This window comes from Cupriavidus sp. F041, assembly GCF_057814235.1.
In genome coordinates this window covers 3,677,088-3,700,855 of record NZ_JBVASY010000002.1, presented here as the reverse complement: position 1 = coordinate 3,700,855, position 23,768 = coordinate 3,677,088, and the positions used below count along the sequence as shown (strand labels likewise).

Annotated in this window: 18 protein-coding genes, 2 tRNA genes and 3 rRNA genes; 11 read left to right on the top strand and 12 right to left on the bottom strand. The window is 62.0% G+C overall.

Translation table 11 applies throughout. The features are described from left to right. Positions 1-7: 7 nt before the first annotated feature. The 7 genes from ACZY0R_RS34420 to rpe form a co-directional block, all read right to left on the bottom strand. Positions 8-649: a CYTH domain-containing protein gene (locus ACZY0R_RS34420; RefSeq protein ID WP_488864796.1), complete on the bottom strand. Its 642-nt coding sequence runs from the start codon at positions 647-649 to the stop codon at positions 8-10. A 19-nt stretch (positions 650-668) separates the two neighbouring features. Beyond that, complete coding sequence (gene trpC, locus ACZY0R_RS34415) at positions 669-1,472, bottom strand: indole-3-glycerol phosphate synthase TrpC (RefSeq protein ID WP_488864794.1); 804 nt, start codon at positions 1,470-1,472, stop codon at positions 669-671. Positions 1,473-1,513: 41 nt separating this feature from the next. Next, entirely contained in the window at positions 1,514-2,542 is a 1,029-nt protein-coding gene (trpD, locus tag ACZY0R_RS34410) for an anthranilate phosphoribosyltransferase (RefSeq protein WP_488864792.1), read from the bottom strand. Positions 2,543-2,598: 56 nt separating this feature from the next. Further along, entirely contained in the window at positions 2,599-3,168 is a 570-nt protein-coding gene (locus tag ACZY0R_RS34405) for an anthranilate synthase component II (RefSeq protein WP_035872633.1), read from the bottom strand. Between the two features lie 24 nt (positions 3,169-3,192). Then, positions 3,193-4,710, bottom strand: coding sequence for an anthranilate synthase component I (trpE, locus tag ACZY0R_RS34400; RefSeq protein ID WP_045238889.1), 1,518 nt, complete (start codon positions 4,708-4,710; stop codon positions 3,193-3,195). 457 nt (positions 4,711-5,167) lie between these two features. Further along, complete coding sequence (gene gph / locus ACZY0R_RS34395; protein ID WP_045238866.1) at positions 5,168-5,899, bottom strand: phosphoglycolate phosphatase; 732 nt, start codon at positions 5,897-5,899, stop codon at positions 5,168-5,170. Continuing rightward, positions 5,896-6,597, bottom strand: a complete 702-nt coding sequence (gene rpe / locus ACZY0R_RS34390; protein WP_045238867.1) for a ribulose-phosphate 3-epimerase — start codon at positions 6,595-6,597, stop codon at positions 5,896-5,898. Before rpe ends, gph begins: the two co-directional genes overlap by 4 nt. A gap of 166 nt (positions 6,598-6,763) precedes the next feature. Between rpe and apaG the strand changes: the two genes are divergently transcribed. After that, positions 6,764-7,138: a Co2+/Mg2+ efflux protein ApaG gene (apaG, locus tag ACZY0R_RS34385; RefSeq protein ID WP_035872641.1), complete on the top strand. Its 375-nt coding sequence runs from the start codon at positions 6,764-6,766 to the stop codon at positions 7,136-7,138. Between the two features lie 66 nt (positions 7,139-7,204). Here the strand turns inward: apaG and ACZY0R_RS34380 are convergent, their stop codons facing one another. Next, positions 7,205-7,414 carry a hypothetical protein gene (locus ACZY0R_RS34380; RefSeq protein WP_045238868.1) on the bottom strand — a complete coding sequence of 70 codons (210 nt, stop codon included), beginning with the start codon at positions 7,412-7,414 and terminating at the stop codon, positions 7,205-7,207. A 132-nt stretch (positions 7,415-7,546) separates the two neighbouring features. Between ACZY0R_RS34380 and mltA the strand changes: the two genes are divergently transcribed. Next, complete coding sequence (gene mltA / locus ACZY0R_RS34375; protein WP_488864788.1) at positions 7,547-8,716, top strand: murein transglycosylase A; 1,170 nt, start codon at positions 7,547-7,549, stop codon at positions 8,714-8,716. Positions 8,717-8,752: 36 nt separating this feature from the next. Here mltA and paaK read toward each other — a convergent pair whose 3' ends face one another. Genes paaK through paaG form a run of 3 tightly spaced genes read right to left on the bottom strand, consistent with a single transcriptional unit; the run spans position 8,753 to position 11,406 of the window. Further along, positions 8,753-10,054, bottom strand: coding sequence for a phenylacetate--CoA ligase PaaK (paaK, locus tag ACZY0R_RS34370; RefSeq protein ID WP_488864786.1), 1,302 nt, complete (start codon positions 10,052-10,054; stop codon positions 8,753-8,755). Positions 10,055-10,106: 52 nt separating this feature from the next. Continuing rightward, entirely contained in the window at positions 10,107-10,550 is a 444-nt protein-coding gene (gene paaI / locus ACZY0R_RS34365) for a hydroxyphenylacetyl-CoA thioesterase PaaI (protein ID WP_488864784.1), read from the bottom strand. A gap of 52 nt (positions 10,551-10,602) precedes the next feature. Next, entirely contained in the window at positions 10,603-11,406 is an 804-nt protein-coding gene (paaG, locus tag ACZY0R_RS34360; RefSeq protein WP_488866342.1) for a 2-(1,2-epoxy-1,2-dihydrophenyl)acetyl-CoA isomerase PaaG, read from the bottom strand. 196 nt (positions 11,407-11,602) lie between these two features. Here paaG and ACZY0R_RS34355 point away from each other — a divergent pair, with 196 nt between their 5' ends. The 7 genes from ACZY0R_RS34355 (at position 11,603) to ACZY0R_RS34325 (ending at position 19,408) form a co-directional block, all read left to right on the top strand. Continuing rightward, positions 11,603-12,379 carry an enoyl-CoA hydratase gene (locus ACZY0R_RS34355; RefSeq protein ID WP_428180383.1) on the top strand — a complete coding sequence of 259 codons (777 nt, stop codon included), beginning with the start codon at positions 11,603-11,605 and terminating at the stop codon, positions 12,377-12,379. A 590-nt stretch (positions 12,380-12,969) separates the two neighbouring features. Further along, positions 12,970-14,501 (top strand): 16S ribosomal RNA (locus tag ACZY0R_RS34350). A gap of 60 nt (positions 14,502-14,561) precedes the next feature. Then, a tRNA-Ile gene (locus ACZY0R_RS34345) sits at positions 14,562-14,638 on the top strand. Positions 14,639-14,684: 46 nt separating this feature from the next. Next, positions 14,685-14,760: transfer RNA gene (locus tag ACZY0R_RS34340), tRNA-Ala, on the top strand. A gap of 314 nt (positions 14,761-15,074) precedes the next feature. After that, positions 15,075-17,953, top strand: a 23S ribosomal RNA gene (locus ACZY0R_RS34335). Between the two features lie 134 nt (positions 17,954-18,087). Beyond that, positions 18,088-18,200 (top strand): 5S ribosomal RNA (rrf, locus tag ACZY0R_RS34330). The 16S, 23S and 5S rRNA genes sit together here with 2 tRNA genes alongside, the layout of an rRNA operon. Before the next feature lie 257 nt (positions 18,201-18,457). Continuing rightward, complete coding sequence (locus tag ACZY0R_RS34325) at positions 18,458-19,408, top strand: DUF3047 domain-containing protein (RefSeq protein ID WP_488864782.1); 951 nt, start codon at positions 18,458-18,460, stop codon at positions 19,406-19,408. 63 nt (positions 19,409-19,471) lie between these two features. On the opposite strand, the gene ACZY0R_RS34320 is transcribed toward ACZY0R_RS34325, so the two are convergent. After that, the gene (locus tag ACZY0R_RS34320) at positions 19,472-20,665 is read right to left on the bottom strand and encodes a M20 aminoacylase family protein (protein ID WP_488864780.1); all 1,194 of its coding nucleotides are present in this window, start codon (positions 20,663-20,665) and stop codon (positions 19,472-19,474) included. 312 nt (positions 20,666-20,977) lie between these two features. On the opposite strand from ACZY0R_RS34320, the gene ACZY0R_RS34315 reads away from it, so the two are divergent. Beyond that, positions 20,978-22,564: an ABC transporter substrate-binding protein gene (locus ACZY0R_RS34315; RefSeq protein WP_488864778.1), complete on the top strand. Its 1,587-nt coding sequence runs from the start codon at positions 20,978-20,980 to the stop codon at positions 22,562-22,564. A gap of 226 nt (positions 22,565-22,790) precedes the next feature. Next, the gene (locus ACZY0R_RS34310; RefSeq protein ID WP_045237205.1) at positions 22,791-23,768 is read left to right on the top strand and encodes an ABC transporter permease; all 978 of its coding nucleotides are present in this window, start codon (positions 22,791-22,793) and stop codon (positions 23,766-23,768) included.

The following is a 23,768-nucleotide window of genomic DNA, read 5'->3' as shown; positions in this document are numbered from 1 at the left end:
CGCGACGTCAGGTGCGGCCGGCTCCGGCCGCGAGCCGGTAGCCGCGTGCGGCTTTGCTCTGGTCGGACGGCTTAAGGGGCGCGACATGCTGGAGGCGCAACGCCAGTGCACGCAGCGCGGCCTCGGCTTGTTGCTGCGTGGGCGCCTGTCCGGCATCGCCGGAAAGCCACTCGAGCTCCAGTTCCCGGATCGTCTCTTGCTCAGCGCTCGCCGGCGCCGAAATCGTTCCGACGTCGAGTGCGGCCTCGATACGAACGCCATCCTGTTCGACCAGCCAGGTGCGCCGCGCGAAATCGGTGCGGAATACCGGCGCCAGTGTTGCGGCGAGCGGCGCCAGCAAGGCGCGGGCTTCAGCCGGGAAGGCGTCGAGTTCAATGGCTTCGGCGGCCACCTTGGTTTCCCACTCGTGGCGGGTGGCCATGCCGGCCTCGCTCTTGCCGGCGGTCTTCAAGGTCTGCAGCCATTGCTCGCCGTGGCGGCGCAGCCGCAGGGCGGCACGGGCGCCGGCCAGGTCGCGCGCGGGGGTGTCGAGGTAGACATTGAGCAGCGTGTGCTCGCCGCGCGCCTGGCCTTGCGCATCCAGCCAGGCTGCGAGCGCCGGCATGGCGCCGTCCGGCACCGCCAGTTTGAGTTCGATTTCCTGGGCCATTTCGTTGCGTGCTCCCCGCTCAGGCAAACAGTCGTGCCAGTTCGACACCGGGGTCGGGCGCTCGCATGAAGGCCTCGCCCACCAGGAATGCATGCACATTGGCGTCGCGCATGCGCTGCACGTCGTCCGGTCCGAGGATGCCGGATTCGGTCACCACCAGGCGGTCTTCCGGGATGCGCGGCAGCAGGTCCAGCGTGTTGTCGAGCGTGACTTCGAACGTGCGCAGGTTGCGGTTGTTCACGCCCAGCAGCGGCGTCTTCAGGCGCAGCGCGGCATCCAGCTCTTCGCCGCCATGCACTTCCACCAGCACGTCCATGCCAAGTTCATGGGCGCAGGCTTCGAGTTCCGCCATCAGGCCGTGGTCGAGCGCGGACACGATCAGCAGGATGGCGTCGGCGCCCCAGGTGCGGGCTTCATAGACCTGGTAGAGGTCGATCATGAAGTCCTTGCGCAGAGCCGGCAGCGGGCAGGCGCCGCGGGCGCGCTTGAGGAAGTCGGCGTGGCCCTGGAAGAAATTCACGTCGGTCAGCACAGACAGGCAGGCCGCGCCATGGCTGGCATAGCTCTCGGCAATCGCCTCCGGCACGAAATTCTCGCGCAGCACGCCTTTGGAGGGGGAGGCTTTCTTCACTTCGGCGATCACCCCGGCGTTACCGGCGGCGATCTTTTCGCGCAGCGCGCGCTCAAAGCCGCGCGGGGCCAGGCCCGGCTCGCCGCGCAGGCTCTCGGCCTCGGCACGCAGGCTGGGCAGGTCGCGCTTCTTGCGCGCCGCGTTGACTTCGTCGGCCTTCACGGCCAGGATCTTCTGCAGGATATCGGACATGCGGTAATTCTCTCGCTCGACGGATGGGCTACGGGGCCGGCTTATTTGAACTGCTGCGTGGCGCGCACGAACTGGTTGAGCTTCTCGCGCGCCGCGCCGCTGGCGATGGCTTCGCGCGCGCGCTGGATGCCGTCCTCGATCGAGGTGGCCACATTGGCCGCGTACAGCGCGGTGCCGGCATTGAGCGTGACGATCTCGCGCGGGGTGCCGGGCACGTCGGTCAGCGCTTCGAGCAGCATCTCCTTGGATTCGGTGGCATCTGCCACCTTCAGGCCGCGATTGGAGATCATCTGCAGGCCGAAGTCCTCGGGGTGGATCTCGTACTCGCGCACCTCGCCGTCCTTCAGTTCGCCCACCAGCGTGGCGGCGCCCAGCGAGACTTCGTCCATGCCGTCCTTGCCGTAGACCACCAGTGCGTGCCTGGCGCCCAGGCGCTGCATCACGCGCACCTGGATGCCGACCAGGTCGGGGTGGAACACGCCCATCAGGATATTGGGCGCGTCTGCCGGATTGGTCAGCGGGCCCAGGATATTGAAGATGGTGCGCACGCCCATTTCCTTGCGGATCGGCGCCACGTTCTTCATGGCCGGGTGATGGGTGGGCGCGAACATGAAGCCGATACCGGTCTGCTCGATGCACTCGCCGACCTGTTCCGGCGTCAGCATGATATTGACGCCCAGCGCCTCCAGCACGTCGGCGCTGCCCGACTTGGAACTGACGCCGCGGTTGCCGTGCTTGGCGATGCGAGCGCCGGCGGCGGAGGCGACGAACATCGACGCCGTGGAGATATTGAAGGTGTGCGAGCCATCGCCACCGGTGCCGACGATGTCGACGAAGTTCTCGCGGTCCTTGACGGGCACCCTGTTGGCGAACTCGCGCATCACCTGCGCCGCCGCCGAGATCTCGCCGATGGTTTCCTTTTTGACGCGCAGCCCGGTCAGGATGGCCGCCGCCATCACCGGCGACATCTGGCCCTGCATGATCTGCCGCATCAGGTGCAGCATCTCGTCATGGAAGATCTCGCGGTGTTCGATGCAGCGGGTTAGGGCTTCCTGGGGCGTGATGGACATGGCGGTTTCCGTCTTGATATTTGATGGGGCGGGCGCGTTCGGCGTATCGAGCAGTCTCATCGCGGCGCCTTGATGAAGTTGGCCAGCAGCGCATGGCCATGCTCGGACAGGATGGACTCGGGATGGAACTGCACCCCCTCGATGGCGAGCGTCTTGTGGCGCACACCCATGATTTCGCCATCGGGTGTCCAGGCGGTCACTTCCAGGCAATCCGGCAACGTCTCGCGCTCGATCGCCAGGGAATGATAGCGCGTCACGTCGAAATGCTTGGGCAGGCCGGCGAAGACGCCTTCCTGTGTGGTCTCGATGCGGCTGACCTTGCCGTGCATGACCTGCTTGGCGCGGATCACCTTGCCGCCGAAGGCCTCGCCGATGGCCTGGTGGCCCAGGCACACGCCCAGCATCGGGATGCGGCCGGCAAAGTGCTGCAGCGTCGCCACGGAGATACCGGCTTCCTTCGGGCTGCACGGGCCGGGCGAGACGCAGATATGGTCGGGCTTGAGTGCCTCGATCTCTTCCAGCGTGATTTCGTCGTTGCGATAGGTGCGCACGTCGGCGCCGAGTTCGCCGAAGTACTGGACGAGGTTGTAGGTAAACGAATCGTAGTTGTCGATCATCAGCAGCATGGCGGTTCCCCTGTTCCCTTTACCTTAGATATCCGAATCCAGGCCGTCCTGGACCTGCTCGGCGGCGCGGATCACGGCGCGCGCCTTGGCTTCGGTTTCCCTCCATTCGGCTTCGGGGTCCGAGTCGGCAACGATGCCGGCGGCGGCCTGCACATAGAGATTGCCGTCCTTGACGATGCCGGTGCGGATGGCGATTGCCAGGTCCATCTCGCCGCCGAAGGACAGGTAGCCCACCGCGCCGCCGTAGATGCCACGCTTGCGCGGCTCCAGTTCGTCAATGATCTCCATCGCGTGCACCTTGGGCGCGCCCGACAGCGTGCCGGCCGGGAAGGTGGCGCGCAACACGTCCAGGTTGCTCATGCCGGGCTTGAGCGTGCCTTCCACGGAACTGACGATGTGCTGCACGTGGGAGTACTTCTCGATCACCATCTGGTCGGTGACCTTGACCGAACCGGTCTCGGCGATGCGGCCGATATCGTTGCGCGCCAGGTCGATCAGCATCACATGCTCGGCGATTTCCTTCGGGTCGTTGAGCAGTTCGGTGGCGAGCTGCGCGTCCTTTTCCGGGGTGTTGCCGCGCGGGCGGGTGCCGGCCAGCGGACGGATGGTGACGATGTGATCCTCGCGCTGGTCGCCATTGCTGCCAACCCGGCGGGTTTCCTGCCGCACCAGGATCTCGGGCGAGGCGCCCACGATCTGGAAGTCGCCGAAGTTGTAGAAGTACATATAGGGCGACGGATTCAGCGAGCGCAGCGCGCGGTACAGCGTCAGCGGCGAGTCGCGGTACGGCTTGACCAGGCGCTGGCCGATCTGCACCTGCATCATGTCGCCGGCCATGATGTACTCCTTGGCCTTGTGCACGGCGGTGAGGTAATCGGCCTTGTCGAACTCGCGGTAGACGTCGGTCTGCACCGAGGGGCTGGTGATCGGCACATCCACCGGCTGGCGCAGCTTCATGCGCAGCTCGCGCAGGCGCTGGCGGGCACGGGCGTAAGCCTCGGGCGTGGTCGGGTCGGCGTAGACGATCAGGTAGAGCTTGCCTGACAGGTTGTCGATCACCGCCAGCTCTTCACACAGCAGCAGCTGGATGTCGGGCAAATTCAGATCGTCTGGCTTTTGCGTGTTGGCCAGCTTCTTTTCGATATAACGCACGGCATCGTAGCCGAAGTAGCCAGCCAGGCCGCCGCAGAAGCGCGGCAGGCCGGGGCGCAGCGCCACCTTGAATCGCTTCTCGAAATCGGCGATGAAGTCGAGCGGGTTGCCTTCATGGGTTTCCACCACGCGGCCGTCTGTGACCACCTCGGTGCGCATGCCGTGGGCGCGCAGCAGGGTGCGGGCGTGCAGGCCGATAAAGGAGTAGCGGCCGAAGCGCTCGCCGCCCACCACGGATTCCAGCAGGAAGGTGTTGACCCCGCGCGTTTGCGACTGCGCCAGCTTCAGGTACAGCGACAGCGGCGTTTCCAGGTCGGCGAAGGCTTCGGCGATCAGCGGGATGCGGTTGTAGCCCTGCTCGGCCAGCGATTTGAATTCCAGTTCGGTCATGTCGATCCTCTTGTGCTGCGGCGCCTGCGTATCAGTATGGCGCACGCCGCGATGTCGGCAACTTGGGGCTGGAAGGTCGTCAGACCCGCCCCGGAGAGACCATGGCGCGGACGAGTGTCCACGCACGGCCGGGGTGGGCGTGCAGCGCGTTCGGGTGACACCGGCGCAAGGGCTGGGATGTCGGGCGGCTGGAAAATCAGTGAGGGTCCGGCAACCTGCCGGTCTGGCCGGCCCCATCCTGGTACGGATGCATCGCGGGGATGCGGGAAGGGGGCGGTCAGGAGACTCGCGAACGCACTTTACGCCTGTTGGGAGGCGCGCCAGCGACGCCAGGGCCAGGCCTGCCGATCACTGCCAGAAGAGATGCGTTTGCGGTTCAGAAACATGAAATCGTGTTCAGCGATTTATGGTTTGGGTGTTTGGCGATGCTTGTGTCTGGCGGCCGTGGCCGCCAGGGTCATGCCCGATGTGCCGCAAAAAGCTCCGCAGCCAGGACAATGGAATCGACTATACCATCGGCGTCGACGCCTTGTACAGGATTGCCATGGTTGTAGCCATAGGGCACCAGGAGCACTCCCATGCCCGCCGCGCGCGCTGCCTGCGCATCGTTTTCCGAGTCGCCGATCGCCGCCATCTGGGCCGGCTCCAGCCGGAACGCATCGGCCACCTTGAGCAGCGGCAGGGGATCCGGCTTGCGCAGGGCGAAGGCGTCGCCACCGTAGACCAGCTCGAAGAAGCGCCCCAGGCCTGTCTTCGCGAGTAGCGGCTCGGTGAAGTTATGTGGCTTATTGGTGACGCAGGCCAGCCGCAGGCCCGCTGCCTTCAGCGCCGCCAGCCCCTCGGCGACGCCGGCGTAGACCCGCGAGAACTGGCCGTTGATGCGCAGGTATTCGCGGTCGTACAGGGCCAGCGCATCCGCGAACATCCCATTGGCGTGGGCTGGCGAGAAGCGCGCGTCGAGCACGCACCGGATCAGGTTCTCCGAGCCCTTGCCGACGAAGCTGACGATTTCCGCCTTACCCATCGGCTCGGCGCTGCCGAGTTGCGGATGCAGGTGGACCAGCGCCCTGAGCATGGCATTGACCGCGGCATGGAAGTCGCCCGCGGTGTCCACCATGGTGCCGTCCAGGTCGACAATGACGCCCCGGATACCGCGCCAGTCGGTGCGTTTAGGCTGGACCACGCTCATTGGCCAACCTTGGCCAGCTCGGCGCGCATGGCGGACAGCACGCCCTTGTAGCCGCCATCGGCGTCCGGCTTGCTGAACACGGCGGAGCCGGCGACAAAGGTGTCGGCGCCGGCCGCGGCAATCTCGGCGATGTTATCCACTTTCACGCCGCCGTCCACTTGCAGCAGGATGCGCCGGCCGGTGCGCTCGGCGTAGGCGTCGATACGCTTGCGGGCCTCGCGCAGCTTGTTGAGCGTTTCGGGAATGAAGGACTGGCCGCCGAAGCCGGGGTTGACCGACATCAGCAGGATCAGGTCGATGCGGTCCATCACGTGGTCCAGATGGTGCAGCGGCGTGGCCGGGTTGAACACCAGGCCCGCCTGGCAGCCATGATCGCGGATCAGCGACAGCGTGCGGTCGATATGGTCGCTGGCTTCCGGGTGGAAGGAGATGATATTGGCGCCGGCCTTGGCGAAGTCCGGGACGATGCGGTCCACCGGGCGCACCATCAGGTGCACGTCGATCGGGGCGGTCACATGCGGACGGATCGCCTCGCACACCAGCGGGCCCACGGTCAGGTTCGGCACGTAATGGTTGTCCATCACGTCGAAATGGATCCAGTCGGCGCCGTCCGCGGTCACGCGCCGCACTTCCTCGCCCAGGCGGGCAAAGTCGGCGGACAGGATGGACGGGGCGATGCGGTAGGTGGGCGTGCTCATGGCGGGGCTCGGAGGAGGGTGCTTCAAGGGGAAGCCGGTATTTTACCCTCCCCGCGCAGCGCGGCGCTGCCCGCAGGTTGGGGCAACTCGCGGCGGCTTTGCTTGCCGCCCCCGGAGCCTTGCCGCACAATGCGGCTACCCTGATCCCGCCTGCGATGTGCCGACAATGAGCGAATACGCGTTTTCCGTGGCTGTACGGACCCAGTACCTGACCGACCAGTCAGACCCCGAGCGCGGGCGCCATGCCTTCGCCTACACCATCACGATCCACAATACCGGCGAGGTGGCGGCGCAGCTGATCTCGCGCCATTGGGTCATTACCGATAGCGACAATGGTACCCAGGAAGTGGCCGGCCTTGGCGTGGTGGGGCACCAGCCGCTGCTCAAGCCGGGTGAGCATTTCGAGTACACCAGCTGGGCTACCATCTCGACGCCGGTGGGCTCGATGAAGGGAGAGTATTTCTGCGTGGCCGAGGATGGCCATCGCTTCGAGGTGCCGATTCCGGAGTTTGCGCTGGTCCTGCCGCGCATGCTGCATTGAGGCGCGCGCGCCGGGCGGGGCCGGGCTGCAATGCGGGCAAGGTTGCCCGCCGGCGTGGCGCGGAACCTATTGGCCCGGCGTGCGGTCCTGATCCTGTCGGGTATGGGCCGCGTCCTGGCCGGCACGCGAAGGATGATTGTCCGGAGCGCGGCTTGGGCGCGGGTTTTTCTTGGCCGTGCCCATGGTCCAGACCACGATAAAGATCAGCAGGAAGAGCGCCAGTCCGGCCTCAAGGGCGAACAGCAGCATGGGATGGGCTTCGAAAAACTTGCTCATGACAGGGCGACAGGGCTACGTGGAGGCGACGGTGGGCATTGTAGGCCATAGCCCGTCACGGCTGGCCGTGGCATCGGCGACATCCGCCGCATCCGCCGCATCCGCGACAAGCTGAGTTTTCATCCAATCAAGATGGCATACCTGCATTCCTTTTTCCGCTTTCCGTTTTCTACCCCCCGGGCCTCGGCCGCACAGGCACGCAAGGAGGCCGGCGGGCGCCGGCTCGGCTGGCTGGGGCTGGCCGCTGCAGCCACGCTGCTGGCTGGCTGCATGAGCGGCCCGCCGCCCCGCGTCGAGGGGCCCGGCACGCGGCCCGTGACGCCGCCGACCGGTTCCGCGCAGAAGGGCGTCCTGCAGGCCGCCAGCTGGAGCGAGATCGGGGGCTGGGGCCAGGACGACATGCGCGCCGCCTGGCCGGCGCTGCAGGCCAGCTGCCAGGCCTTGAAGAAGCGCACCGAATGGAACCGCGTCTGTGCGCTTGGCATGCTGGTCGATGCCGGCGACCTGGGCGCCATGCGCGCCTACTTCGAATCCAACTTCCAGCCCTTCCGCGTGGTCAACGGCGACGGCACCGACAGCGGGCTGATCACCGGCTACTACGAGCCGATCCTGCACGGCGCGCGCACGCGCCAGGGCCAGTACCAGATCCCGCTGTACCGCAAGCCCCCCCAATGGGGCAACCGGCCGCTGCCGGCGCGCGCCGAACTGCTGCAGAACCCGGCGCTGCGCGGCCAGGAGCTGGTCTGGGTGGACGATCCCGTGGAAGCCGCCTTCCTGCAGATCCAGGGCTCAGGCCGGATCCGCCTGCAGGACGGCAGCGTCATGCGGGTGGGCTTCGGCGGTACCAATGACCAGCCGTTCCGCTCGTTCGGCAAGTGGCTGCTCGATCGTGGCGAGATCACGCCGGCGCAGGCCACCATGCAGGGCATCAAGGCCTGGGCGCGCGCCAATCCGGGCCGCGTCGAGGAAATGCTCAACGTCAATCCGCGCTTCGTGTTTTTCCGTGAGCTGCCGGCCAACAATGACGGTCCGGTCGGCGCACTGGGCGTGCCGCTGACTGCGGAGCGCTCCATCGCGGTAGATCCCGCCACCATTCCGCTGGGCGTGCCGGTCTTCCTCTCCACCACGCGGCCGCTCTCCACCGAGCCGATCCAACGCCTGATGTTCGCGCAGGATACGGGGACCGCCATCAAGGGTGGCGTGCGCGCTGACTTCTTCTGGGGCGCCGGGGATGCCGCAGGCGAAACCGCCGGCCGCATGAAGCAGGGCGGGCGCATGTGGGTGCTGATGCCGCGCAGCTAGGCCGCGGGCCGGCCGGCCCTGGCCGGCCACGGGCCTTCAGCGCGGGCGCTGGTCAATGATGCGTCGCGCCTTGCCCACCGAGCGCTCCACGCCACCGGAGGGCAGGATCTCGATGCTGACGGTGACGCCGATATAGGCCTTGATGTCGTACGTCAGCTGCTTGTTGGCCTGCTGCGTGGCCGCCGGATCGACGCCATGCGCGCATTCCACGCGCACGGTCAGCACATCGAGATGGCCGTCCTTGCTCAGCACGCACTGGTAGTGCGGCGCCAGTTCCGCATGCTTGAGGATCAGTTCCTCGATTTGCGAGGGGAACACATTGACGCCGCGAACGATCATCATGTCGTCGGAGCGGCCGGTGATCTTTTCCATGCGGCGGAAGGCCGGGCGGGCGCTGCCGGGCAGCAGGCGGGTGAGGTCACGGGTCCGGTAGCGGATGATCGGCAGCGCCTCCTTGGATAGCGAGGTGAAGACCAGTTCGCCAAACTCGCCATCGGGCAGGACTTCGCCAGTGACCGGATCGATCACTTCCGGATAGAAATGATCTTCCCAGATGGTCGGGCCGTCCTTGGTCTCGGCGCACTCGTTGGCCACACCCGGCCCCATCACTTCCGACAACCCATAGATATCCACCGCCGAGATGCCCATGCGCTTCTCGATGGCCAGACGCATCTCGGGCGTCCAGGGCTCGGCGCCGAAGATGCCGACCCGAAGCGAGGTGGACGCGGGATCGATGCCCTGGCGCTCGAATTCGTCCGCGATGGCCAGCATATAGCTGGGCGTGACCATGATCACTTCGGGCTTGAAATCCTGTATCAGCTGAACCTGCCGCTCGGTCTGGCCTCCGCCGAAGGGGATCGCGGTGAGCCCCGCCTTTTCCACTCCGTAGTGCGCGCCCAGGCCGCCGGTGAACAGCCCGTAGCCATAACTGATATGCACCTTGTCGCCGCGCCGCGCCCCCGCCGCGCGGATCGAACGCGCCATCACCGTGGCCCAGGTGTCGATGTCCTTCAGCGTATAGCCCACCACCGTGGGCTTGCCAGTCGTGCCCGACGAGGCATGGATGCGCGCCACGCGGTCCTGCGGCACGGCAAACATGCCGAACGGATAGTTGTCGCGCAGATCCTGCTTGGTGGTGAAGGGAAAGCGGGCGAGGTCGGCCAGGGTCCGTACCTGGTCCGGATGCACGCCGGCGGCGTCGAACTTGGCACGGTAGACCGGCGAGTTCTGGTAGGCGTGGTTGAGCGACCATTTCAGGCGTTCCAGCTGCAAGGCCTGCAATTCGTCGCGGCTGGCGGTCTCGATCGGATCGAGCGGCAGATCTGTCAGGCGCGTCATAGTGTCTCCTGCGCGTGGGGGCTTATGTATTGGTGCGTCTATGTCGATGGATTCACGCCGGTTCCGGCGGGGCAACCACATGCCCCTTGATCTGGGCGGACTTGCCGCGGAACATCGCCACCACTTCGCCCGCACGGTTGATCACGCGGATATCGTAGATGCCATGCCTGCCCGACAGGACCTGTTCCGTGGCTTCGGCGGTCAGCACGTCGCCACCGTGTACGGGTTTGAGGAATTCGATGCTGCAGCCCGCGGCCACCGTGTTGATATTGTGACTGTTGCAGGCGAAGGCAAAGGTCGAATCGGCTAGCGTGAACATCAGGCCGCCGTGGCAGATGCCGTGACCGTTGAGGAACTCCTGCCGTACCGGCATGGACAGGCGCGCGTAGCCGGGCCGTACGGCCTCAAGGGTAATGCCCAGCCAGCGGCTGCAGGCATCGGCTTCGTACATGCTGGCGGCGGCCGCTTCGGCGAGGGCCTGGGGATTGTGGGTCAAGCTGGTCTCCTGTCGGGGGCGGGGAGGGTGGGCATTACCGGTGGGGCCGGCCTTAGCGGCCGGTGAAGCGCGGCGCGCGCTTTTCCAGGAAGGCGTTCACTCCCTCGGCATAGTCATGCGAGGCGCCCAGTTCCCGCTGCAGGTCGCGTTCCAGGTCGAGCTGGACGTCGAGTCCCTGGCTTGCGCCGGCGTACATCGCCTGCTTGATGGCTGCCAGCGCGCGCGTCGGCTGGGCTGCCAGATGGGTGGCCAGGGCCAGCGCTTGTTCGGGTAGCAGGGGGTCGTCCATCGCCTCCCAGATCAGCCCCCATTTCTCGGCCTCTTCCGCGCCGAGCTTGTCGCCCGTCATGGCCAAGCCCATCGCGCGCGCCATGCCGATGCGTTTGGGGAGCAGCCAGGTGCCGCCGGAATCCGGGACCAGCCCGATTTTGACGAAAGCCTGGATGAAGCTGGCGGAGCGCGCCGCCAGAACCATGTCGCAGGCCAGGGCGAGGTTGGCGCCCGCGCCGGCCGCCGTGCCGTTGACAGCGGCGATCACAGGCAGCGGCAATTTTTGCAGGCGCCGGATCAGGCGGTTGAACCACGCATCGATCAGTTCGCCCAGATCCGTCATCGCACCGGGTGTGAAATCCAGGTCGGCCAGGTCCTGTCCCGCGCAGAAGCCACGCCCCGCGCCGGTCAGCAGCAAGGCCCGGGCGCCGCCGGCCTCGACTTGGTCGAGCGCCTGCTGCAGCACGGCGTGCATCTCGCGGGTGAAGCTATTGAGCTTGTCGGGGCGATTGAGCGTGATGACCGCTACCTGGCCGTGCCATGCGAGCAGTATCGGGCCGGAAGTCAGGCTGACCTGTGGGGGCATTTCTGGCATCTTTGTCTCCTGCCATGTTTGTGGCCGCTATGTCTGGTGGTACGCCGGCGCTCCCCTTATATATAGACGGAAGCGGAGCGCCGCTTAAATAAACCGACCAGTCGGTCGGCGAATGGTAGCACTAATTTCCACGCGCGAGTATTGTCTCGCTGGGTAACGAATCGATCCACTTTCAAGAGGAGAACACATGTCGTACGAGAACATTCTGGTGGAGACGCGCGGCCGCGTAGGCCTGGTGACGTTGAATCGCCCGAAGGCCCTGAACGCGCTTAACGACGCGCTGATGGATGAACTGGGCGCGGCCCTGCTTGCCTTTGATGCCGATGAGGCCATCGGCAGCATCGTGATTACCGGCAGCGAGCGTGCCTTTGCCGCGGGCGCGGATATCGGCATGATGGCCAAGTACTCCTATATGGATGTGTACAAGGGTGATTACATCACGCGGAACTGGGAGGCTATCCGCCGCGTCCGCAAGCCGGTGATCGCGGCGGTAGCCGGATACGCGCTGGGCGGTGGCTGCGAACTGGCCATGATGTGCGACATCATCATCGCGGCCGATAGCGCCCGCTTCGGCCAGCCGGAAGTCAAGCTGGGCACGATGCCCGGGGCCGGCGGCACCCAGCGCCTGCCGCGCGCCGTGTCCAAGGCAAAGGCCATGGACCTGTGCCTGACCGCGCGCATGATGGATGCGGCGGAAGCCGAGCGTGCAGGCCTGGTGTCGCGCGTGGTCGCGGCCGACAAACTGCTCGACGACGCCCTGGCCGCCGCCGAGACCATCGCCGGCTTCTCGCTGCCCGTGGTCATGATGATCAAGGAGTCGATCAACGCCGCTTACGAGACGAGCCTTTCCGAAGGCGTTCACCTTGAGCGCCGCCTGTTCCACTCGACCTTCGCGACTGAGGACCAGAAGGAGGGGATGGCCGCATTTGTGGAGAAGCGCGCGGCCAATTTCCAGCATCGCTGAAAACTTGATAGGTGAATACCCGAGTAACTTCATCGGGTACTCACCTCCCCGATGCGGCTGGAAAGGACATATTTTCTTTATAGATCAATGAGTTGATTTCGATCGCCAAAAGGGTCTCTCATACTTGTGTGACAAAGCTATTGCCAAGGTGGGTTGGTCCGCTTAAGATTCGCCCCCTCGCAACACAACTACCGCGCTGCAAAGCAGGCGGGACAAGGGTTGCGGGGTTGGCAGGGGTGGTTGGCGGCGCGAAAGGCGCAGCGAACGGAAGTAAAAAAACCTGTTGACGAAACGCTGATTGCTCTTCATAATCTCGTTTCTCTGCTGCAGCAAACGCAGCGACGCGGTAAGCAAAGCGAACCGCGGTTAGTTCTTTAACAAACAAACAACCGATAAGTGTGGGCGCTTGATAGCGGATGCGGAAGACTTCGGTCTTTTAGCTTACAAGTTATAAAGTGCTCGCACAGTAAAACATGTTGGTTATGTCCGGGGTGCAAATCGCGGATGTAACCAGTCAGTTTTCTGAGAGTGAGCGACCGCTCGAAAGAGCGAGGTTTCAGCAGGCAACTGCGCGGAACCACACAGGTATTAAACTGAAGAGTTTGATCCTGGCTCAGATTGAACGCTGGCGGCATGCCTTACACATGCAAGTCGAACGGCAGCACGGGAGCAATCCTGGTGGCGAGTGGCGAACGGGTGAGTAATACATCGGAACGTGCCCTGTCGTGGGGGATAACTAGTCGAAAGATTAGCTAATACCGCATACGACCTGAGGGTGAAAGCGGGGGACCGTAAGGCCTCGCGCGATAGGAGCGGCCGATGTCTGATTAGCTAGTTGGTGGGGTAAAGGCCCACCAAGGCGACGATCAGTAGCTGGTCTGAGAGGACGATCAGCCACACTGGGACTGAGACACGGCCCAGACTCCTACGGGAGGCAGCAGTGGGGAATTTTGGACAATGGGGGCAACCCTGATCCAGCAATGCCGCGTGTGTGAAGAAGGCCTTCGGGTTGTAAAGCACTTTTGTCCGGAAAGAAATCCCTTGCTCTAATACAGCGGGGGGATGACGGTACCGGAAGAATAAGCACCGGCTAACTACGTGCCAGCAGCCGCGGTAATACGTAGGGTGCGAGCGTTAATCGGAATTACTGGGCGTAAAGCGTGCGCAGGCGGTTTTGTAAGACAGGCGTGAAATCCCCGAGCTCAACTTGGGAATGGCGCTTGTGACTGCAAGGCTAGAGTATGTCAGAGGGGGGTAGAATTCCACGTGTAGCAGTGAAATGCGTAGAGATGTGGAGGAATACCGATGGCGAAGGCAGCCCCCTGGGACGTCACTGACGCTCATGCACGAAAGCGTGGGGAGCAAACAGGATTAGATACCCTGGTAGTCCACGCCCTAAACGATGTCAACTAGTTGTTGGGGATTCATTTCTTCAGTAACGTAGCTAACGCGTGAAGTTGACCGCCTGGGGAGTACGGTCGCAAGATTAAAACTCAAAGGAATTGACGGGGACCCGCACAAGCGGTGGATGATGTGGATTAATTCGATGCAACGCGAAAAACCTTACCTACCCTTGACATGCCACTAACGAAGCAGAGATGCATCAGGTGCCCGAAAGGGAAAGTGGACACAGGTGCTGCATGGCTGTCGTCAGCTCGTGTCGTGAGATGTTGGGTTAAGTCCCGCAACGAGCGCAACCCTTGTCTTTAGTTGCTACGCAAGAGCACTCTAGAGAGACTGCCGGTGACAAACCGGAGGAAGGTGGGGATGACGTCAAGTCCTCATGGCCCTTATGGGTAGGGCTTCACACGTCATACAATGGTGCGTACAGAGGGTTGCCAACCCGCGAGGGGGAGCCAATCCCAGAAAACGCATCGTAGTCCGGATCGTAGTCTGCAACTCGACTACGTGAAGCTGGAATCGCTAGTAATCGCGGATCAGCATGCCGCGGTGAATACGTTCCCGGGTCTTGTACACACCGCCCGTCACACCATGGGAGTGGGTTTTGCCAGAAGTAGTTAGCCTAACCGCAAGGAGGGCGATTACCACGGCAGGGTTCATGACTGGGGTGAAGTCGTAACAAGGTAGCCGTATCGGAAGGTGCGGCTGGATCACCTCCTTTCAGAGCGTGCATCTAAAGTCGAGCGTTCACACTTATCGGTTTGTTTGCTGTTACAGCCAAGGGTCTGTAGCTCAGGTGGTTAGAGCACCGTCTTGATAAGGCGGGGGTCGTAGGTTCAAGTCCTACCAGACCCACCAAGTTACGGATGGTGGTTCGACGCTGAACCTCCGGACAGAAGTACATGGGGGATTAGCTCAGCTGGGAGAGCACCTGCTTTGCAAGCAGGGGGTCGTCGGTTCGATCCCGTCATCCTCCACCATTTACCGCGCACTTCGGTGTGCACCTTGGATTGGTCGTCAAAGGCAAGCGCTTAGGATTGAGCGTTTGCCTTTGGCCTTGGCCAAGACGTTGCGAGACCAAGTTTCGCACGGCTGTTCTTTAACAATATGGGATGTAGTAAAGGTGTCGTGAGCGTTGATGAGACGCTGAAGTAACACACGATACCGGGTTGTGATTGTATCAACCAAAATGTATTTAAGTGATCGAAAGATGACTTGGAATACGGCACAAATGCGAGAACTCATCCTGTAGCGAGCACGGCTTGAACGCAAGTTTGAGACACACTCGTTATAGGGTCAAGCGAACAAGTGCATGTGGTGGATGCCTTGGCGATCACAGGCGATGAAGGACGCGGTAGCCTGCGAAAAGCTTCGGGGAGCTGGCAAACAAGCTTTGATCCGGAGATGTCCGAATGGGGAAACCCGGCCCTGATGGGTCATCCCTGACTGAATACATAGGTCAGGGAAGCGAACGCGGCGAACTGAAACATCTAAGTAGCTGCAGGAACAGAAATCAACCGAGATTCCCAAAGTAGTGGCGAACGAAATGGGAAGAGCCTTGTACTCTTTAGCAGTGTTGTTAGCAGAACGGGATGGAAAGCCCGGCCATAGCAGGTGATAGCCCTGTATGCGAAAACAGCGTTGTGGAACTAGGTGTACGACAAGTAGGGCGGGACACGTGAAATCCTGTCTGAAGATGGGGGGACCATCCTCCAAGGCTAAATACTCGTGATCGACCGATAGTGAACCAGTACCGTGAGGGAAAGGCGAAAAGAACCCCGGGAGGGGAGTGAAATAGATCCTGAAACCGCATGCATACAAACAGTCGGAGCCTGGAAACGGGTGACGGCGTACCTTTTGTATAATGGGTCAGCGACTTACATTCAGTGGCAAGCTTAACCGATTAGGGAAGGCGTAGCGAAAGCGAGTCCGAATAGGGCGTTCAGTCGCTGGGTGTAGACCCGAAACCAGACGATCTATCCATGGCCAGGTTGAAGGTGCGGTAACACGTACTGGAGGACCGAACCCACTAACGTTGAAAAGTTAGGGGATGAGCTGTGGATAGGGGTGAAAGGCTAAACAAGTCTGGAAATAGCTGGTTCTCTCCGAAAACTATTTAGGTAGTGCCTCGTGTCTCACCTTCGGGGGTAGAGCACTGTCATGGTTGGGGGGTCTATTGCTGATTACCCCGCCATAGCAAACTCCGAATACCGAAGAGTGCAATCACGGGAGACAGACATCGGGTGCTAACGTCCGGTGTCAAGAGGGAAACAACCCAGACCGCCAGCTAAGGTCCCTAAGATTGGCTAAGTGGGAAACGAAGTGGGAAGGCTAAAACAGTCAGGAGGTTGGCTTAGAAGCAGCCACCCTTTAAAGAAAGCGTAATAGCTCACTGATCGAGTCGTCCTGCGCGGAAGATGTAACGGGGCTAAGCCAGTCACCGAAGCTGCGGATGCACGTAAGTGCATGGTAGGAGAGCGTTCTGTAAGCCTGTGAAGGTGTCTTGTAAAGGATGCTGGAGGTATCAGAAGTGCGAATGCTGACATGAGTAGCGATAAAGGGGGTGAAAAGCCCCCTCGCCGTAAGCCCAAGGTTTCCTACGCAACGTTCATCGGCGTAGGGTGAGTCGGCCCCTAAGGCGAGGCAGAGATGCGTAGCTGATGGGAAGCAGGTTAATATTCCTGCACCGTCGTATGATGCGATGGGGGGACGGATCGCGGAAGGTTGTCCGGGTGTTGGAAGTCCCGGTCCCTGTATTGGAGAAGGCGCTTAGGCAAATCCGGGCGCGGAATTCAAGGATATGGGGCGAGCGGCCTAGTGCTGCGAAGCAATTGGAAGTGGTTCCAAGAAAAGCCTCTAAGCTTCAGTCATACGAGACCGTACCGCAAACCGACACAGGTGGGCGAGATGAGTATTCTAAGGCGCTTGAGAGAACTCGGGAGAAGGAACTCGGCAAATTGGTACCGTAACTTCGGGATAAGGTACGCCCTTGTAGCTTGACTGGCCTGCGCCAGGAGGGTGAAGGGGTTGCAATAAAATGGTGGCTGCGACTGTTTAATAAAAACACAGCACTCTGCAAACACGAAAGTGGACGTATAGGGTGTGACGCCTGCCCGGTGCCGGAAGATTAAATGATGGGGTGCAAGCTCTTGATTGAAGTCCCGGTAAACGGCGGCCGTAACTATAACGGTCCTAAGGTAGCGAAATTCCTTGTCGGGTAAGTTCCGACCTGCACGAATGGCGTAACGATGGCCACACTGTCTCCTCCCGAGACTCAGCGAAGTTGAAGTGTTTGTGATGATGCAATCTCCCCGCGGCTAGACGGAAAGACCCCATGAACCTTTACTGTAGCTTTGCATTGGACTTTGAACCGATCTGTGTAGGATAGGTGGGAGGCTTTGAAGCGTGGACGCTAGTCTGCGTGGAGCCGACCTTGAAATACCACCCTGGTTTGTTTGAGGTTCTAACCTTGGCCCGTGAATCCGGGTCGGGGACAGTGCATGGTAGGCAGTTTGACTGGGGCGGTCTCCTCCCAAAGTGTAACGGAGGAGTTCGAAGGTACGCTTGGTACGGTCGGACATCGTACCTAAAGTGCAATGGCAAAAGCGTGCTTAACTGCGAGACCGACAAGTCGAGCAGGTGCGAAAGCAGGACATAGTGATCCGGTGGTTCTGAATGGAAGGGCCATCGCTCAACGGATAAAAGGTACTCTGGGGATAACAGGCTGATACCGCCCAAGAGTTCATATCGACGGCGGTGTTTGGCACCTCGATGTCGGCTCATCTCATCCTGGGGCTGTAGCCGGTCCCAAGGGTATGGCTGTTCGCCATTTAAAGAGGTACGTGAGCTGGGTTTAAAACGTCGTGAGACAGTTTGGTCCCTATCTGCCGTGGGCGTTGGAATCTTGACGGGGGCTGCTCCTAGTACGAGAGGACCGGAGTGGACGTACCGCTGGTGTACCTGTTGTCTCGCCAGAGGCATCGCAGGGTAGCTATGTACGGAAGAGATAACCGCTGAAAGCATCTAAGCGGGAAACTCGCCTGAAGATGAGGATTCCCTGGAGCCTTGAGCTCCTTGAAGGGTCGTTCGAGACCAGGACGTTGATAGGCTGGGTGTGGAAGCGCAGTAATGCGTTAAGCTAACCAGTACTAATTGCCCGTAAGGCTTGATCCTATAACCAGTGTGTTTCTGCTGGTTGAGTATCGCGTGCCGCTGCAGCAGTAACAAGCAGCTTGGCCGATACGCACAACCTCTACTACATCCCTATTCGCTGCGTTGACTCAACCTCAACGCGGCCACCGTTTATGCCTGGTGACCATAGCGAGTTGGAACCACCCCTTCCCATCCCGAACAGGACCGTGAAACGACTCCACGCCGATGATAGTGCGGATACCCGTGTGAAAGTAGGTAATCGCCAGGCTCTCCCTTGAAACCCCCCAGTACGAAAGTACTGGGGGGTTTTGCTTTTAGGGCTTCGTTTGCGCTGTCGCAGAAGTCCCCCAGTCAGGGTACTGGAGTCTTCCTTCCCCCATTTCGTTCTGTTACCGTAGCCCCAAGCGAGGGCACAGTCCCCCGTGATGCAGTTCGATGCATTGACGCAGTTCGAAAGATTTCAAAGATCCAATGCCGGCGAGCGCGAGAGGGCGTGGCCGGCAGTGGCATCCAGGCGGGGGATCAATGGCGGCCAGATTTTGCCTGTTGGCACTGACCGGCGTGGTAGGTGCGCTTACTTTGGCGGGTTGCGGCACACTGGAAACGGCGTCCACCGAGCGTGCGCCGGTCGCGCAATCAGGCCCTGGGGCCATGGCTGCTGCCTCGGCGATTGATTGCGGCAGCTTTGCCGGGCATATCGAACAGCTCAGGCATGCAGCGCCGACGGACACGCTGGTTCCACCCGGGCCACCGGCTCGGGACCTCGCTTCGACGAGCGAGGAACATGCCGAAGCCGACCATGGCAGCGAGGCGGAAGAACACCCTACGCTAAAGGGGCTGCCGTTGTTTTCGGCGGCTCCCTATGGGCTTAGCAAGCCAGCAGGCTGGCAGCCCTGGACCGTCAACCGAAACAAGCTTCCCACCCGCTATACCTTGACCGAAGTCGACCGACGCATGGTGTTGCATGCAGAAGCCGACAGTTCGGCCTCGGGTCTGTATGTGCCGTTGGTGGGGCGCGAGCCGGGCATGCTGAACTGGACGTGGAAGACGCGTGACGTGATCCGCAGTGCCGACAATAGCCAGGCTCCGCGCGAGGACTCGCCGCTGCGCATCTTCGTCGCATTCGATGGAGACAAGGGCAGTCTCTCGCTCAAGGATCAACTGATGTACGAGATGGCGCGGCTGACGACAGGGCGTGAGATGCCCTACGCCACGCTCATGTACATTTGGGGAGGGCGCAAGCCGGAAGGCTCCGTGCTGTCGAACCCGCACACCGAGCGCGTGCGCATGATCGTGGTGGATTCCGGTACCCGCCATACCAACGAATGGCGTTGCCATCGGCGCGACTTGCGCGCCGACTACCGCAAGGCCTTCGGGACCGATCCGGGGAAGGTTGTTGCGATCGGCCTCATGACCGATACCGACAATACCAAGAGCCGCGCTGAAAGCTGGTACGGCGACATCGCGCTGGACTGATACCGCTTCTCCGTCATGACCACGCGCCGGCGCTGCAGGCCGGCGCGGCGCTGATCTGCGTACTCAGGCAGGAGCCAGCCACTTTTCCACCAGCTTTACGAAGAAGGTCGAGCCAACCGGCAGGATCTCGTCGTTGAAGTCATAGCTCGGGTTGTGCAGCATGCATGGGCCAAGGCCATGGCCGGCTTCGCGGTGCACGCCTTCACCATTGCCGATGAACAGGTAGCACCCCGGTTTTTCCAGAAGCATGAAGGAGAAATCCTCGGCGCCCATGGTCGGCTCGATCTTGTCGTCGACGTTGTCCGCGCCCACCAGCTCCCTTGCCACTTCCGCGGCAAACACCGTTTCCGCCTCGCTGTTGACGGTGGGTGGGTAGTTGCGATGAAACTCGAAATCCACGGTGCAATCGAACGCGCTTGCCACAGCCCGCGCGACTTCTTCCATGCGGCGCTCGATCAGGTCCAGCACAGGCAGGGTGAAGGTGCGCACCGTGCCGCCGATCCAGGCTTCATCCGGCACGATATTGGTTGCGTCGCCGGCATGGAACTGCGTGACCGAAATCACCGCGGCATCGATCGGACGCTTGTTGCGCGTGATGATGCCTTGCAGCGCCGAGACAATTTGCGTTCCGGTGAAAACGGGATCGTTGCCATTGTGCGGCAGCGCAGCATGCGCGCCCTTGCCGCGCACGACGATGCGGAATTCGTTGCTCGACGCCATCAGTGGCCCGGCCGTGGTGCCGAAGCTGCCGGCAGGCATGCCGGGCCAGTTGTGCATGCCGAACACGGCATCGCAGGGAAAGCGCTCGAACAGGCCGTCCTTGATCATTTCGCGGGCGCCGCCGCCGCCTTCCTCGGCCGGCTGGAAAATCAGGTTGATGGTGCCGTCGAAGTTCCGGTGCTCGGCCAGATAGCGCGCCGCCCCCAGCAGCATCGCCGTATGGCCGTCATGGCCGCAGGCGTGCATGCGACCATCGTGCTGCGAGCGGTGGCCGAAGGTGTTGGCTTCCTGTAGCGGCAGCGCATCCATATCAGCGCGCAGGCCGATGCTGCGGCCGCTATTGCCATTGCGGATCACACCAACCAGGCCGGTGGTGCCAAGGCCGCGATGAACTTCGATGCCCCATGCGGCGAGGCTCTGCGCCACCACGTCGGAAGTCCGTTCCTCCTTGAAGCAAAGCTCCGGGTGGGCGTGGATGTCGCGTCGGATGGTGCGGATCTCGGCTTGCGCCTGAAGAATTTCGGGGATGAGTGTCATGATGCCAGTTTGGGCGAGGGATATCCGGATCATACGACGCCTTGCGTGAAAGCGCCAAAACAGGCGCTCGGCAGGCCACAAGTGCGCGATTACGCGCGTGCGCGTGATGCACTGCGGGCAAGACAGCGCGGGGGTTTCCCCGCATTGCCCCGCAGGGTCCACTGCTGGAACAGTTCATGCTTGATGTGCCTGCCCGGCAACGTTGCCGCTGATCGCCCATCCAGCCGCACCAAAATGCGGCGCCCGGCGCGATGTGCCAACGCTGCCCTTAGTAGTTGTTTGCTACCATTTTTCCCCTGGGAGAGTTGCGCGATGTCCCTTCGCACATGCAAGAAGGCATTCGGTGCCATGGTGGTAACCGCGGCCATGAGCTTCGGTTTTGCCAGCCAGGCCCACGCGGTCGATTTCAAGCTGGCCATGAGTTCGCCCCCGACCTCGATGGATCCGCATTTCTATAACCTGTTCTCGAACATCAACGTCTCCGAGCACATGTTCGAGTGTCTCGTGAAGATGGACGCGGACAGCAAGATCATTCCCGGCCTGGCCGAGTCCTGGAAGCTGGTCAACAACCTGACCTGGGAATTCAAGATCCGCAAGGGCGTGAAGTTCCATGATGGCTCCGAGCTCACCACCGAGGACATCATCTGGTCGATCGAGCGCCCGGCCACCATCCTGAACAGCCCCGGCAAGTTTGACGTCTACACCAAGGCGATCATCAACAAGAAGGTGATCGACAAGTACACCATCCAGCTCACCACCAACACGCCGTACCCGCTGATGCTGAACGACCTGACGTCGATCTTCATCGTGCAGAAGAAGGCGACGCAGGGCCTGACCTCGGACGACTTCGCGCAGGGCAAGGGCATGATCGGCACCGGCCCCTTCAAGTTCGTCAACTATGCGCGCGACGACCGGGTGGACCTGGTGAAGAACCCCGACTACTGGGGCCCCAAGCCCGCCTGGGACAAGGTGACGCTGCGCTTCATCCCGAATCCGGCCACGCGCATGGCGGCGCTGCTGTCCGGCGACGTGCAGGCTATCGAGAACGTGCCGACGCCGGACCTGCCGCAGGTGCGCAAGGATCCCAAGCTGACGTTCTTCTCCAAGATCTCGCACCGCGTGATCTACCTGTACACCGATGACAAGAAAGACAAGTCGCCCTTTGTTACCACCAAGGAAGGCGCGCCGATGGACAAGAACCCGCTGAAGGATGCGCGCGTGCGCAATGCCATCAGCATGGCCATCAACCGGCAGGGCATCAAGGACCGCTTGATGGAAGGCCTGTCCGAACCGACCAACAACCTGGTGCCGCCCACGCTGTTCGGCTACAACCCCAACCTGAAGACGGTCAAGTACGACCCGGAAGGCGCCAAGAAGCTGCTGGCCGAGGCGGGCTATCCGAACGGCTTCGGTATTACCCTGCACACGCCTAACAATCGCTACGTCAACGACGAGAAGATTGCCCAGACCATTGCGCAGAACCTGACCCGCATCGGCATTACGACGAAGGTGGAGGGCATGCCGATGGCAACCTACTCGTCCAAGGGCATCAAGCACGAGTTCTCGTTCGGCTTGCTGGGCTGGGGCGCGCAAACCGGCGAAGTCAGTTCGCCGCTGCGCGCGCTGCTGGCTTGCGAGGATCCGAAGAAGGGCTTTGGCACGACCAACTGGGGCGAGTACTGCAATCCGAAGATGGACGTGGTACTGGAAAAGGCGCTGGCCACCGTGGATGACGGCGAGCGTTCCAAGCTGTTGCAGGAAGCTACCGCGATTGCCATCAACGATGGCGGTATCATCCCGATCCATCAGCAGGTGACCACCTGGGCCACCCAGAAGGGCATCACCTATGTGCCGCGTACCGACGAACGGACGTACGCGCACAATTTCAAGCCGCAGTGAAGTGACAAGTGAAATGTGACACGCCGGGGGCGCGGCCACGACATCGTGCTCCCGGACAAGAATGCATCCGCAGGTATAAGCGGGAAGCGTCCGCGGTCTCGGTGGCCGCTTCCCTACGATTCATCCCCGGACGGTAGCCGGGCCTAGCCACGAGCCGACTGCCGGTGCAGCCAGGCGGCGCCCACAGGCGCCGTGGCCTGTCATCGGCGAAGGAAAGCTTCCGAACATGCTGGTTTTTATCATTCGACGCTTGATGCAGAGCGTAGTTGTGCTCTTCGTCATGTCCTTGCTGGTCTTCCTGGGCGTCTTTGCCATCGGCAACCCGGTCGATATCCTGATCAATCCTCAGGCCGACCAGGAGGACATCAAGCGCACCATTGCCGCGCTTGGCCTGGACAAGCCACTCTGGGAACAGTACTGGATCTTCCTGCGCAATGCGTTGCACGGCGATCTGGGCACTTCATTCGCGCACGGCACACCGGCGCTCAAGCTGATCTTCGAGCGCATGCCGGCCACCATGGAGCTGGCCGTGTGCGCCATCCTGCTGGCCGTGCTGCTCGGCATTCCGCTCGGCTTGTGGGCGGGCCTGCGCCCTGGCGGCGTAGCCGGCAAGACCATCATGGGTGTCTCCATCCTCGGCTTTTCGCTGCCGACCTTCTGGGTCGGGCTGATGCTTATCATGGTGTTCGCGGTGCAACTGGGCTGGCTGCCGTCCAATGGGCGCGGCGAGACCGCATCGCTGCTTGGCATCCCCGTCAGCTTCCTCACGATGGACGGTTTGCGCCACCTGCTGCTGCCGGCGGTGACGCTGTCGCTGCTCAATATCGCCATGGTGATCCGGCTCACGCGCGCCGGCACGCAGGAGGCGATGATGCAGGACTACGTCAAGTTCGCGCGGGCCAAGGGCCTGTCCAACTCGCGCATCGTGGGCGTGCATGTGCTCAAGAACATCATGATCCCCATCGTCACGGTGATTGCCCTGCAGTTCGGCTCGATCATCGCCTTTGCCATCGTGACCGAATCGATCTTCGCGTGGCCCGGCATGGGCAAGCTGATCATCGATTCCATCCAGTTGCTCGACCGGCCGGTCATCGTGGCCTACCTGATGGTGATCGTGACGCTGTTCATCCTGATCAACCTGCTGGTGGACATCATCTACAGCGTGCTCGATCCGCGCGTGCGTATCGCCGACAACAAGGGCTGA